Genomic DNA, 13,428 nt, shown 5'->3' with positions numbered 1-13,428 from the left:
CAATAGATGCCAACAGAGCATCTGACGTAAAGGAGCCCCATGGACGCCGCGACCCGCGACCGCAACATAGCAACTTGGTTGGGCGATGCACCGCAGCCGGTACGTGACACTACGAACCAGCTGCTCGAGCGCATCGCCCTTTTGCGTGCCGAGCAGACTATCTACCCGGCACAAGACGACATCCTCAATGCCCTCGCCTACACGCCGGCCGACCAGGTCAAGGTTGTCATCTTGGGTCAAGACCCCTATCACGGACCCAACCAGGCCATGGGGCTGTCGTTCTCGGTCCCCGCGACGCAAACCAAGTTGCCGCCGAGCCTGCGCAACATCTACAAGGAACTCAATGCCGATCTGGGTTGTCCCATTCCCGCCACAGGAGATTTAACGCCATGGGCACAACAGGGCGTCCTGCTTCTCAACACTACGCTCACCGTGCGCGAGCATGCCGCGAACTCGCACGCCAAGCTGGGCTGGAGCACGCTCACCGACTACGTTATCGAACGCTGCTGCCAGCTGCCTCAACCGGTTGTCTTTTTGGCATGGGGCCGCTTTGCCCAGCAGATGGTCGAGGGCAAGCTCGTCGCAACTGACGCGGGCAAGGCAACCGACAAGTTCTGTCTGGCCTCCACGCACCCCTCGCCGCTTTCGGCCAATCGTGCCACGGCAGAACTCCCCGCCTTTATGGGGTCGCGTCCCTTCTCGGCAGCCAATCGGCTACTCGAACAGCACGGCTCGACCCCCGTCAACTGGACTTGCCTCGGCTAAAAATCGATACATCAAAAACGCGCCCGACGGCTTTCCATCGGGCGCGTTTCCTATTCGGGCCAAATAAATTGCGTGCGGCCGGCCTCGCCGCCATCGATCAACAGACTCTGTCCGGTCATAAACCGGTTGGTCACGCCCACAAAGTAGATCCACTCGGCGATCTCTTGGGCGGTGGCCCAGCGTTTAAGCGGCGTGAGCTCCATAATCTGATTCCACAGGCGCTCGTCTTCCATCACGCAACGGTTGAGCGGCGTGATAACGCCGCCTGGGTCCACACTGTTGGCGATGGCCTGCGGCGCCAGGCGGTTTGCAAGGTTCTTGGTGTACGCGATAACGCCGCCCTTGCTGGCAGCATAGGCAGGAAACTCCGATCCCGTATGCCCGCTCGCCGACCCCACATTGACCACGGATTGGATAGCCGGCACCGGCTTGGCGGCAAGCCCCTCCCCCGCAAAGGCGTAGCGCTCGGTCACGTTGATGGTGCCATACAGGTTGGCGGCGATGTCATCGGCCGAATCCTGCGTACCGGCAACGTTCACGATCACCTGGGGTTCAAGGTCGCCTGGAAACGAGCCCGGCTCGCGGACATCAACGATCAGATGGCGGTAGCGCTCGTGTTCGACCGCCGCCGGCAGCAGATCAAAGCCCACGACCTCGTGGCCCTCGTCCAAAAATCGTTGCACGCATGCGGCTCCGATACCGCCCGAAGCACCCGTGATCAAAACCCGCATACTTGCTCCTTAGGCGGTTGCGTGGCGCTCGAGGTACTCGGAGCCCACATTCTCGCGCTCCCAGCCGCGCACGACCTTGTAGCCCACGGGGCTCAGGAAAACCTCGCACAGCAGCTCGGCAACAGCGCCCGTCAGGGAGCACATGAGGACCTGCACCCAGGTCCAGCCGAAGAACGTGTGGCTCACCACAATGGCAAAGACCAGGTTGTCGATAAACTGGCCAACACCCGTGGACACATAGGAACGGAAGGCAAAGCTCGCAAAGTTATTCTTTTTGAGCATGCGGCCGAGCGACTGGTTGAGCGTGGAGTTAACCACGGCAGAAACGAGCATGGCGAGCGAAGATCCAAACACCACGTACCAGGTGCCGCCGATGGTGGCGTTAAGGGCAGTGTTGACCTCGATCATGCCCGTGTCATAGTAGGCGCCCCACATGCCGGGCGTGAGCGAGCACAGCCAAAAGCACAGGCTTACGGCCAGGTTGACCGCCAACGCGAGGATAGAGATTTTGATGGATGCCTTGGCGCCAAAGCGCTTGCAGATCATGTCCTGGCACAAAAACGAGACCCAGCTCACCACAAAGCCGCAGTCGAGTGCCAGATACGGCAGGCTGATAAGCTCTTTGTTGGCCAGCAGATTCATCATGATAACGCTCACGATAAACAGCGAAACCGTTGCCGCGGGAATGCTCCGCAACAGGACCTTGTAGTCCTCCATGACCTTCTTGATCATTATGTGCTCCTTTGGTTTTAGGTTTAACGAGCAGGATATCGGACCCGAACTGCTCGAACGTCTCGGTCTTGAGACGACGGTGGGTATGATAGCCGCTCACGCGGCATCAGGCAAGCAATCGGCGCGGCGGCCCCGCAGGGCCACCGCACTGGTGCGTTAAAAGGCTACGTTGCCAAACTCCGACAGGATAAGGTCGGGGTTGTGGTCAGTTGCCCAATCCACGTTCCACGGGCTCGTGAACAGCAGCAGCTTACCGCCGCGCATGTCCTCGACGCGCAGGGTGTCGCGCGTGAGCGAAAGAGCCGGAATGTCAATGGTATCAGGGTCGTTCTGGATCCAGCGAATGTCCGTATAGGGCAGCGGCTGGCGACGAACCTCAACACGATATTCGGCCTTGAGGCGGCGCTCGAGCACCTCAAACTGCAGTACGCCGACCACGCCCACGATGACGCTCTCCATGCCGGCACCAAGCTCGCGGAAGATCTGGATGGCGCCCTCCTGGGCAAGCTCCTCCATACCCTTGACGAACTGCTTGCGCTTGAGCGTGTCGACCTGCGTAATGCGAGCGAACATCTCGGGGGCAAACGTCGGGATCTGCGGATACTGAACGTGGCGCTTGCCGGAGCACACGGTGTCGCCGATGCTAAAGATACCCGGGTCGAACAGGCCCACGATATCGCCCGCATAGGCCTCGTCCACGATGGCGCGGTCGTCGGCCATCATCGAGGTGCCCGTCGCCAGCTTGAGCTTGCGGTTACCCTGCATGTGGAAGGCGTCCATACCGCGCTCGAACTTGCCCGAGCAAATGCGCACGAAGGCAATGCGGTCGCGGTGGTTCTTGTCCATGTTGGCCTGGATCTTAAACACGAAGCCGCTAAAGTCGTTCTCGGCGGGCGCGACCGGCTCGCTGGTGAGCGTATCGGTATAGGCGCGCGGCGTCGGGGCCAGACGCAGGAACTCCTTAAGGAAGGGCTCCACGCCAAAGTTGGTGAGCGCCGAGCCAAAGAACGCCGGGCTCAGCTTGCCGCAGGCCACGGCATCCAGGTCGAGCTCGTCACCGGCGCCATCGAGCAACTCGATGTCGTCCATCAGGTTCTTATGGTTCTCCTCGCCAATGAGCTCGTCCATGGACGGATCGCCCAGCTCGGCCTCGACCTCGGCGACCTTCTTGGTGGCGTTGGCGTGGCCGTCGCCCTCAAACGCGATAACGCGACGGGTCTGGCGGTCGAACACGCCGCGGAAGTTGCGGCCGCTGCCGATCGGCCAGTTCATGGGATACGTATTGATGCCCAGGACGTTCTCGATCTCTTCCATGAGCTCAAAGGGGTCGCGAGCCTCGTGGTCGAGCTTGTTCACAAAGGTAAAGATGGGAATATGGCGCAGCGTACAGACCTTAAAGAGCTTTTTGGTCTGGGCCTCGACGCCCTTGGCGCCGTCGATAACCATGACCGCGGCGTCGGCGGCCATAAGCGTACGGTAGGTATCCTCCGAGAAGTCCTGGTGGCCGGGGGTATCGAGAATGTTGACGCAGGCGCCGTTGTAGGTGAACTGCAGCACCGAGGAGGTAACGGAAATGCCGCGCTCCTTCTCGATGTCCATCCAGTCCGAGACGGCATGCTTAGCCGAGCTCTTGCCCTTGACCGAGCCGGCGGTCTGGATGCTGCCGGTATAGAGCAGCAGCTTCTCGGTAAGCGTGGTCTTACCGGCGTCCGGGTGGCTGATGATCGCGAATGTGCGGCGCGACGAGATTTCATCCGACAGGCTTGCCATGCGGATCCTTTCTTGCATTGAGTGCATTACGTCGTTGTAACCGCACTATTGTAGCCGCGAAATCTCGCTCTAGGGCGCCTATCAGGACAAATTCATCAGTTGGGGCCTAGGGTAGCAGTCGATGGCGGCACTCCGCAGTAGTTTGTCTCGATCTGTAACATCTAGACGGTTTTTGAACCTCTACCTGTTACAGATTTAGACAAACAGGTGGGCGTCCCAGAAAGATCTCGATCTGTAACAGGTAGCCGTCCAAATCGGTTCCAGATGTTACAGATTGAGATATAAGGATAGACGGGTGGCCAATGTCTCGTTCTGTAACATCTAGCCGCGCAAATCGACTCTTACTGTTACAGATTGAGACAAATAGGCAGGCGGGAAAATAACATCTCAATCTGTAACAGCTGGCGACCAAAAACGGACCCAGATGTTACAGATTGAGATTGTTTTGGAGCAAGCGCGGCGCCGATGGTCTATTCCACATTTAGCTCTTGCATAACTGTGCATAGTGTATATATACTGTGCTTACCGGTTATATACACGTGTAGCCCAACAGCTAAGGAGCCGCTGTGGACATCATCCTATCCAATTCGAGCGATAAGCCCATCTACGAACAGATATCCTCGCAGGTCAAAGCTCAAATCCTTTCGGGCACGCTCACTGCGGGAGCCAAACTCCCCAGCATCCGTGCGCTCGCGAGCGATCTTGGCGTGAGCGTCATCACCACCAAGCGCGCCTACGCCGACCTAGAGCAACTCGGGTTTATCTGCACCGTGCAGGGCAAGGGCTGCTTTGTCGCCGAGGGCAACCAGGAACTCTTGCGCGAAAACCAGCTCTGCCATATCGAAGAGCTACTTGCGAAAGCGGCGAGCCAAGCCGAAACCCTGGGCGTCACGCGCGACAAACTGCACGAGATGCTCGACCTGGTAGCCCCCGAAACCATGCAGTAGCCATCTGAAAGAAAGGCTATACCATGCAAAACCTTTTAGAACTCAAAGGCATCTCACGCCGTGTGAGCGACCGCTTTTCACTACGCGACGTCACGCTCGCTGTGGAGCCCGGCCAGATCGTTGGCTTTGTAGGCGCAAACGGCGCCGGCAAGACAACGACCATTCGCGCCGCGCTCGGGCTTATAAAGCTCGATGCCGGCGAGGTGCACCTGTTTGGGCAGCGCTGTGGCGCCGACGCGCCCGATGAATCGCAACGCCATCTACGCTCCCGCGTCGGTCTTGTCCTGGACACGTGCCCCTTCCCCTCCACGCTCAGGGTGGGCCAGATCGAGTCGCTCGTAGGCCCGACGTACCCCACATGGGACCGCGAAACGTTCGCCGGATTCATCAACCGATTTGGCCTCGATCCCAAGACAAAGGTCAAGGACCTCTCCCGCGGCATGGGCATGAAACTGCAGCTTGCCTGTGCACTCAGCCACAATGCCAAGCTGCTCGTTTTGGACGAAGCCACCGCGGGCCTCGATCCCATGGCACGCGAGGAGCTGCTCGATGAGCTGCTTGCCTTTGTCGCCGACGGCCAGCACAGCGTGCTGCTCTCGAGCCACATTACGTCCGACCTCGATCGTGCCGCCGACCGCATCATCTGCATCGATAACGGATCGATTGTGTTTGATCTGCCGCGCGAGGACATTACCGACCGCGCCGGCATCGCCCACTGCACCCAAGCACAGGCCGCCGAGCTTATGGCTTGCGTCGAAGGTGCCCGTGCCGCCCACCACGCCTATAGCGTGGACGTGCTCGTGCCCAACCGTCGCGAAACGCTCGAGGCCTTCCCCGAGATTCCCTGCGATCGGGCAACCATTGACGACTATCTGCGCCTCATGCTGAAAGGGGCTTCGAAATGAAACGCGCCTTTATGTCCGAGCTCGCTATCGTTCGCACGCTCGTCCCGAGCATCGCGGGCGTCGGCCTGTTCATATTCGTCGTGCTGACGCTCGTCAACGCGTCGGATGGCGATTCCGGTATGAGCGCCGGCGCCTGCGCCGTCAGTGCCATGTCGCCCATCATGGTCATGAACTCACTGGCCGGTTTCGACAATCAAAACGGTTGGGAGCGCTACCGGGCAACGCTGCCCTTCTCGCGCAAAGACATCATCCGCGCACGCTACCTGAGCGTTATTGTCTTCTCCGCCCTCATGGCATGTGCAGCTACGCTTTTGAGCATCGCCTCCATCCCGCTCTTCAATGGCGCGGGCATTCCTTCGACGGGACAGACGGTCTTTGAAATCGCAATCGCCTCGGCAGCATCGATGCTCATCTCCCTCATGATGGTGTTTTTGGCACAGCCGCTGTTCTTTCGATTTGGACACATGGAGGCGCTGCGCCTATCCGTTGGCCTGTTTGCCATGCTCGGATGCCTTGCCATGGCCACGCTGAGCTCCTCCAACCCCATCAGCAACTGGCTCATGTCGATTGCCGGAGCGAATCCCGACCCTGCCGTTCTGGGCTGTCTGTGTGCAGGCATCGCCGCACTTGCCCTCGCGCTATGTGCAATCAGCTGCGCCGTCAGCACCAAGGTCTATCGGGCACGCGACCTGTAATCGACAGCCAAAGGGCTTGGGCTGCACGCCACCTCATTTACTAGATAAGACGAAGCAGCAACAACGTCGCTACCGCCCTTCACGGCATGCCGTTTAGCTCTTGGCAACCAAAGAAAGACCGACGGCATATTGAAGGTGAATGGTTTTCCGCGAAGTGAACGAGTAAAATCAGCGCCCCGTATCATCGACATTTTTAAGGACTTAATTCCTGCGGTTTTTGCCTAAAAATCCTGCGGTTTTATTCGAAAAAAGTGTGCATGCTCCAGGGGTCCATATTTACTCGTTCACTTCTCGGAAAAACATTCACCTTCAATTCGAGCCTTAACCAAATGGTTCCCCGGAACATGGCCCCCGTCTCGCCGCGGCCATATCAAACCTTCATGGTGGGGCGGTATCCTCATGTCCATAAAACTCGCAGGATAAACCCATTATCCAAGGAGGTACCGCACCCGTGTCGTGGGTTGTCGCAGCATTTGCGTCAGCATTCTTTGCCGGCATCACATCCATCTTGGCCAAATGCGGCATCAAGCAGACCGACTCCGATGTCGCGACGACCATTCGCACCTGCGTGGTGCTCGTTTTCGCCTGGGCAATGGCGGGCATTTCTGGATCCATTGGAACCATCGGCAGCATCGAACCCAGATCCTGGCTCTTTCTCGTCCTCTCGGGACTCGCTACCGGTGCTTCGTGGATCTGTTACTTTAAGGCGTTGAGCATCGGAAATGTCAATAAGGTCGTACCGGTCGACAAGATGAGCACCGTGCTCGCCGCACTGGTCGCCATCGCGCTTTTTGACGAGACGAGCAACCTTGCGGTTAAGCTCGTGGGAACCGCTGTCATCACCCTCGGCACGTTTTTAATGATCGAGAAGAAGCAGTCCGCCGAACCCGAGCAGCAGCAAGACCGAACCTGGCTCGCTTACGCCCTCGGCGCCGCCGTGTTCGCGGCACTCACCTCCGTCCTCGCCAAGATCGGCATCGAAGGCGTTGAGTCAAACCTGGCCACGGCAATCCGCACCTGCGTGGTACTGGTTATGGCATGCGCAATCGTGGCAGCCAAGGGAAAACTGGAGCAGGTCGCGCACGTTGACCGGCGCGAACTCACATTTCTCGCAACATCGGGCATCGCGACTGGAGCATCGTGGCTGCTCTATTACTATGCCATCGCTGCAGGCCAGGTGAGTGTCGTGGTGCAGATCGACAAACTATCGATTGTCGTATCGATGCTATTTGCGCGCCTGGCATTCAACGAAAAACTCTCCCGCCGCAGCGCCATCGGTCTCGCCCTCATCGTACTGGGCACCGCCGCGCTTGCAATTTGGAAGTAGCGCCGATACCGAACGAAATCCAGTCCACCCGCAAATCCGTGACACAGCGCCCGCACCGGACTTGAGATGTTTGTACTGACCGCGCGCTGCCGTGCTACTTGCGCAGCGGCTTGGGCAGCGGAATGCCGGCGGCGATGGCTGCGGCGATGATCATGCAGACGATACCCTTGAGCGGGAAACACATAAGCAGCAGGCCCACGACCATGACCGGCTGACGCATAACGGCGCCCATCGTCGAGGCCGTGCAGACGGCGACGCAAAAGACCGGATCGGCGCCGGTAAGAATGGCAAAGCCGTAGCCCAGGCTTACGCCCGAGAAGATGACGGGGAAGAAATGGCCGCCGCGCCAGCCAAGGTTGATAAGGGCGGGCGTCAGCATGGCCTTGACCAGACCGGTCGCGATAAGCACGCCGACGGGAATGGTGAGGTAGGTCTCCATAAGTACATCGGCCTGGGTCTCACCGGCAAACATGGTGTAGGGCAGGACCGTGCCGCAGATGGCGAGCGCTAGACCGGCCAGCATTGCCTTAACGACAGGACGCTCCCCCATCGCGTGCGCTAGGGCCTCGCTCGCATGCTCAGAGACAAAGTACAGCCAACCGCATACGGTGCCGACCAACGCCAGCGGAATGAGCCAGACAAGTTCCAGGCTGCCCACCTCGGCGGACTCGAACCTGGGCATGCCCATGCCGCCGCCCATGAGCTGGCCGAGCAGCAGATAGGTGCCCAGACCGCCGGCAATCGCAATGCCGTAGACCATGGTCTTCTGTGCCTTGGGAAGCTTGATGGTGATCTCGTCGGACGCGGACTCATCGTCATTGGCACCCTGGCCGTCGGCGCTACCGGCAAGCGGCGCCACAAAGCCAAAGACGGGCGCGGTAAAGAGCGCCGTCAGCGCGGCCTGGGTGCCCAGCAGCGTGAGCTCCCTAAACTCGGCGCCAAAGCGGCGCATGCGGTCGCCGACCCAGCTGCACAGGCCCGCGATAACGCCGGTCAGGCCGGCTTCCGGTCCAATACTTCCGCCAAACAGCAGCGGCAGCAATGCCGCGAGCGAAAGCTTGCCCAGGTTGTCGTACGGGTAGCGCCCGTCTTGCTTAACCTTTGCCATCACCTGGTTGAGGTCGTCGGTCTTGGTGCCCGTAAGCTTTTCGTACAGACCGATTAACAGGCCGCCCAGTAAGCAGACGAAAAACGGGTACGGCAGAAAGCCAAACGGGCCGCTGGCAAGCTCGGGCGAAGTGACGCCCAGCGCGTGCGGAATCTCGGTCCATAGATAGTCGATACCGTGCTCCATCGCAAAAAAGAACAGCCAGACCGCGGCGCCTGCGAACGCACCGGTCACGGCAACGCTAACTAAAAACAGTGCTCGGTTTTTGGGCTTTGCAAGGCTATCCATCGGGGCCTCCCGTGGTCAAAGTCGGCATAGATACGTTTTATTGTAGAGCGAGCGTTGCCCGAACGAGCCAACCGTCTGCGCTGCAAACGGCACCATTGGGAGTCATAGTGGGGCAGGCTCAAGACTTATCCGTTGATAATCGAGGCAATCTCGCGCAAATCGTCGGCAAAGTAGATTCCGTGCTGCCGTCTCGGGCTCGAAAGCCCTTTATCAATCATGTGCTCGAGCAGCGCCTTAAGATCGTTGTAGTAGCCCCCGAGGTTGTACAGGATGCACGGCGCACTCAAGTGCCCCAACGACACGGCGGACATGACCTCGGCAATCTCCTCGAGCGTGCCCGTACCGCCCGGGAAAGCGATGAACGCGTCGCCGAGCTCGATCATCTTGGCCTTACGCTCGGCCATGTCACTCGTCACGATGAGGTCGTCAATACCGTCGTGTTGAAACTCTGCCTCGATAAAAAAGCTCGGCTCAACACCCGTCACGTGTCCACCCGCCTCGAGCACGCTATCGGCAAGCGCGCCCATCAGGCCCGACTTGGAGCCGCCGTATACCAGCGCGTGGCCGTTGGAGCCAATCCACGTGCCGAGCTCTCGCACTGCAGGCAGAAACGCCGGGTCGTTGCCGACGCTCGCGCCCAGGTACACCGTGATGTTCATATGCAATCCCCCTCGTCGTGACGCGCGGCACCCGTTCTATCGTTGCCGGCGACGGTACTCGCGCACGCGGCGCGACAGGTCAGCGAGCTCGTCACGATCGAGCTCTTCCAAATGCTCAAGATCGTCCATAAAGCGCGCCATGGTGTCCTTTTGGCGCAGTTTAATGAGCGTATTGCAGTAGTTCACCGCCACACCCGTGAGCATGGCGATGTAGAAGATGCTGATGACGCTCAGGACGACGGTAATAGCGCGGGCGACCGGCGTTTCGGCCGGGATATCGCCAAAGCCGATGGTCGAGACCGTCTCAAAGCTAAACCAGAGACCATCGCCAAACGTAAGGGTCGTGGGCTCGGACAGCCAGACGGCCGTCGAGCACAGCAGATAGAAGACGAGAAACAGGCCCGTGATGCGCGCAAAGCCAGCCTGGCGCAAAACATCGGCAAGCGTCCTCAACTTGTTCATCGCGACCCCTTTTCCCAGACGCCCAATCACATTCGCTCGGTATTGTCCCACAACCGGCAGTTAGGCAACCGGCAGTTAGGGACGTTCCTTTTGTGCCGGCAGAAAGGGACTGTCCCCAACTGCCGGACGGGACCGTTTAGCGGTGCGGCGGCCGACTGGGCAGGCTGAGCTGGTATCCTTATGCGAAACTGTCTCAACTCGATAGGATTTCATGTGAAACCTTCCGCCGTCCTTCGCTTAGCCCTACGCCGCACCCTGGCTGTCGCGCTTGCCGCACTCACCGTGCTGAGCGCCGTCATGCCTGCCCCCGCCTTTGCCGCCGACTCCGACCAGCAGGTCAAGACGGTCCGCGTTGGCTGGCTCGTCAACAACAAAGGCTTCCAGGAAGGCACGCCGGGCGAGCGCCTCTCGGGATGGGGCTACGAGTACCTCCAGACCCTCTCGTATTACACAAAGGGCTGGCAATACGAATACGTTAGCGGCACCTTCTCCGAGCTTATGGACATGCTCGAGGCAGGCGAAATCGACCTCATGCCCAACATCTCGTATTCGGCAGAACGCGAGCAGAAGCTGCTCTTTTCCTCAAATCCCGAGGGCACCGAGCGCTACTATATCTACGCCAGGCCCGACCGCGACGATCTGGCCAAGGGTGACCCTCAGGCGCTCCAAGGCCTCACCATCGGCTGCAACTCTGGCGTTATGCAAACTATCGTCGGCCAGCAGTGGCTCGCCAACGAAGACGTTACCTGCACCTATAAAGAAATCGACACCGGCAGCGCCCTCTTTGAGGCGCTTGCAGACGGCGAGGTCGACGCCGTCATCATGAACGACACCATTTCGTCGCCCGATGCGTCACCCATGTTCTACGTAGGCTCGAGCGACTACTATTTTGCCGTTCCTAAAAGCCGCCCTGACCTGATGAACGACATCAACGCCGCCATGACGACCATCGCCCGCGATAACCCGCGCTATAACGAGGAAGTCAAATCGAGTTACTCGACCCAAAACAGTGGCTCGTCATCGCTCACCGGCACCGAGACCACCTGGCTCAAAGAAAACGGCAATACCATCACGCTCGGCTATCTTAAAAACCAACTTCCCTACTGTACGCAAAATGACGACGGCGAGATGGAAGGGTCGCTCGCCTCGCTTGCAACGACGTTGCACGACAAGTTTGACATTACGGTCAAAACAATCGCACTCTCGAACAACAAGCAAATGATCAAAGCCCTTTCCAACGGAACCATCGATGTCGCCCTGCCGTTGTTTCGCGACTACTGGCTCGCCGAGCAGACAGGGGTCATCCAGTCAAACTCGATGGGAACGGTTTCGCTGACCGCCATTCACAGTGGCAAAAACCTGAACAGCGACCTTAAGAACATCGCTTGTACAAAGAGCACAATCGTTAACCGTTTTGAGCTCGAAAGTCTCTTTCCGAACGCAACGGTAACCGAGTATTCGAATGACGGCGAGGTGCTCAAAGCCCTCAATGAGGGGAAGGCACGTTGCATCATTGTCCCCAGCACGCGCCTGGAAACTCTCCGCGACATCTACGACATCGAGGATTTCGAAACACAGGAACTCACCAACACGGCGCAACTATCGTGTTTAATTTCGCGCGGCAAGCCCGAGCTGCTGGGAATCATCAATAAGGGCATCGTCAATGCAGGTGAATCGCTCTCTGCAAACAGCTATTTCCCCACATCGTACTCGGCGCAAGAATCGGATGCGTTCCGACTTCTCTACCGCAACCGCATCGTCATTGCGGCAGTCGTCATCTGCATTTTGTTCACCGGCATCGTCATCCTTGTCTGGTCGCTTTACCGCGCACAGGAGGAACGGCAGAAAGCCGATGCCGCCAACGCCGCCAAAACCGCTTTCCTCACGCGCATGAGCCACGACATCCGCACGCCGCTCAACGGCATCCTGGGCCTTATCGAAATTGAGGAATTGAGAGAAGGCGACATGCAGGTCGCCCGCGAAAGCCGCGCCAAGGCGCGCGTTGCTGCCAATCACCTGCTGTCACTGATTAACGACATCCTCGAGATGGGCAGGATCGAGGAGCGCAAAGTGACGCTCGAGCACGAATCATTCAACCTTAAAGAGCTGTGCGACAATGCGCTCGTACTGTGCAAGCTCCGCGCATCGGACCGCGGCATAACCATGCTCGACACCAGCGAGCCCTACGCTGTCGACCAATATATGATCGGCAGCCCCACCCATATTCGGCAGATCCTTGTCAACCTGCTCGACAACAGCATCAAGTACAACAAGCACGGAGGCACCGTCACGTTCTCATCGACCATCAAACCGGTCGACGACGAGCACGCCGTGTTTTGCTTTAGCGTCTCGGATACCGGCATTGGTATGACATCCGAGTTTTTGGCACACATTTACGAGCCGTTTGCCCAGGAAGGCGACGATGCGCGCAGCAAGTTCCAAGGAACCGGCATTGGCATGTCTATCGTCAAATCGCTCATCGATATGATGGGCGGCACGATTGAGATTTCGAGTGAGGTTGGCGTGGGGAGTACGTTTGACGTCCGGATTCCGCTCGATATCGACAAGGACCCTCAGATAAAAGAATGCGCAGACACGCAGGTAAGCAGCTGCTCGCTCGCCGGCATGAACGTCCTTTTGGCAGAAGATAACGAACTCAATGCCGAGATTGCCCAAGCTCTGCTCGAAAGCGAAGGCATCGTCGTGACTCGCGCCGCCGACGGCAACAAAGCAGTCGACCTATACGTTAGTCGTCCCGCCGGCAGCTTCGATGCGATTCTGATGGACATCATGATGCCGGGCATGGACGGCTATGAGGCAACCCGCGCGATTCGTCTGAGCGAGAAGGTCGATGCAGCCGATATCCCCATCATCGCGCTCACCGCCAACGCCTTTGCCGAGGACGCCAAGGCGGCACACGATGCCGGCATGAACGCCCATCTGTCCAAACCGCTCGACTTTAACAAGCTCAAAAACATACTCGCCCGCATCAAGAAAAACGGATCCGTTTCGCTATAGTTTGTGCTCAACCACCACGCA

12 protein-coding genes and 1 pseudogene are annotated in these 13,428 nt (G+C 58.7%); 7 read left to right on the top strand and 6 right to left on the bottom strand.

Going from position 1 to position 13,428, the window contains the following annotated elements:
• Positions 1-39 precede the first annotated feature (39 nt).
• Positions 40-765, top strand: a complete 726-nt coding sequence (locus ACGHIZ_RS03030; RefSeq protein ID WP_250786957.1) for a uracil-DNA glycosylase — start codon at positions 40-42, stop codon at positions 763-765.
• A gap of 50 nt (positions 766-815) precedes the next feature.
• Here ACGHIZ_RS03030 and ACGHIZ_RS03025 read toward each other — a convergent pair whose 3' ends face one another.
• The 3 genes from ACGHIZ_RS03025 to ACGHIZ_RS03015 form a co-directional block, all read right to left on the bottom strand.
• Positions 816-1,496 carry an SDR family NAD(P)-dependent oxidoreductase gene (locus ACGHIZ_RS03025; RefSeq protein WP_196032399.1) on the bottom strand — a complete coding sequence of 227 codons (681 nt, stop codon included), beginning with the start codon at positions 1,494-1,496 and terminating at the stop codon, positions 816-818.
• Positions 1,497-1,505: 9 nt separating this feature from the next.
• Positions 1,506-2,228: a VUT family protein gene (locus ACGHIZ_RS03020; protein WP_390449073.1), complete on the bottom strand. Its 723-nt coding sequence runs from the start codon at positions 2,226-2,228 to the stop codon at positions 1,506-1,508.
• Between the two features lie 156 nt (positions 2,229-2,384).
• The gene (locus ACGHIZ_RS03015) at positions 2,385-3,998 is read right to left on the bottom strand and encodes a peptide chain release factor 3 (RefSeq protein WP_390449070.1); all 1,614 of its coding nucleotides are present in this window, start codon (positions 3,996-3,998) and stop codon (positions 2,385-2,387) included.
• 566 nt (positions 3,999-4,564) lie between these two features.
• Between ACGHIZ_RS03015 and ACGHIZ_RS03010 the strand changes: the two genes are divergently transcribed.
• The 5 genes and pseudogenes from ACGHIZ_RS03010 (at position 4,565) to ACGHIZ_RS02990 (ending at position 7,872) form a co-directional block, all read left to right on the top strand.
• Complete coding sequence (locus ACGHIZ_RS03010; protein ID WP_055309996.1) at positions 4,565-4,945, top strand: GntR family transcriptional regulator; 381 nt, start codon at positions 4,565-4,567, stop codon at positions 4,943-4,945.
• A gap of 23 nt (positions 4,946-4,968) precedes the next feature.
• Positions 4,969-5,850, top strand: a complete 882-nt coding sequence (locus tag ACGHIZ_RS03005; RefSeq protein ID WP_195240227.1) for an ABC transporter ATP-binding protein — start codon at positions 4,969-4,971, stop codon at positions 5,848-5,850.
• The gene (locus tag ACGHIZ_RS03000) at positions 5,847-6,545 is read left to right on the top strand and encodes an ABC-2 transporter permease (RefSeq protein WP_390449067.1); all 699 of its coding nucleotides are present in this window, start codon (positions 5,847-5,849) and stop codon (positions 6,543-6,545) included. The genes ACGHIZ_RS03005 and ACGHIZ_RS03000 overlap by 4 nt, the downstream gene beginning before the upstream one ends.
• 451 nt (positions 6,546-6,996) lie before the next feature.
• A pseudogene (locus ACGHIZ_RS02995) lies at positions 6,997-7,410 on the top strand (EamA family transporter); the annotation flags it as partial.
• Positions 7,405-7,872 carry an EamA family transporter gene (locus tag ACGHIZ_RS02990; protein ID WP_390449857.1) on the top strand — a complete coding sequence of 156 codons (468 nt, stop codon included), beginning with the start codon at positions 7,405-7,407 and terminating at the stop codon, positions 7,870-7,872. The pseudogene ACGHIZ_RS02995 and the gene ACGHIZ_RS02990, both read left to right, overlap by 6 nt.
• A gap of 94 nt (positions 7,873-7,966) precedes the next feature.
• Here ACGHIZ_RS02990 and ACGHIZ_RS02985 read toward each other — a convergent pair whose 3' ends face one another.
• The 3 genes from ACGHIZ_RS02985 to ACGHIZ_RS02975 form a co-directional block, all read right to left on the bottom strand.
• Positions 7,967-9,268, bottom strand: a complete 1,302-nt coding sequence (locus ACGHIZ_RS02985) for a chloride channel protein (protein ID WP_390449064.1) — start codon at positions 9,266-9,268, stop codon at positions 7,967-7,969.
• Positions 9,269-9,393: 125 nt separating this feature from the next.
• Positions 9,394-9,927 (bottom strand): TIGR00730 family Rossman fold protein, encoded by a 534-nt coding sequence (locus tag ACGHIZ_RS02980; RefSeq protein WP_117717011.1) that lies wholly within the window; start codon positions 9,925-9,927, stop codon positions 9,394-9,396.
• A gap of 36 nt (positions 9,928-9,963) precedes the next feature.
• Entirely contained in the window at positions 9,964-10,389 is a 426-nt protein-coding gene (locus ACGHIZ_RS02975; RefSeq protein ID WP_117717010.1) for a potassium channel family protein, read from the bottom strand.
• Positions 10,390-10,602: 213 nt separating this feature from the next.
• On the opposite strand from ACGHIZ_RS02975, the gene ACGHIZ_RS02970 reads away from it, so the two are divergent.
• Positions 10,603-13,407, top strand: coding sequence for an ATP-binding protein (locus ACGHIZ_RS02970; protein WP_390449060.1), 2,805 nt, complete (start codon positions 10,603-10,605; stop codon positions 13,405-13,407).
• The last annotated feature ends 21 nt before the right edge of the window (positions 13,408-13,428 follow it).

It is taken from the genome of Collinsella sp. i05-0019-G5 (assembly GCF_042851345.1).
In the GTDB taxonomy this organism is placed as follows: domain Bacteria; phylum Actinomycetota; class Coriobacteriia; order Coriobacteriales; family Coriobacteriaceae; genus Collinsella.
This window is presented reverse-complemented; position numbering and strand designations above follow the sequence as displayed.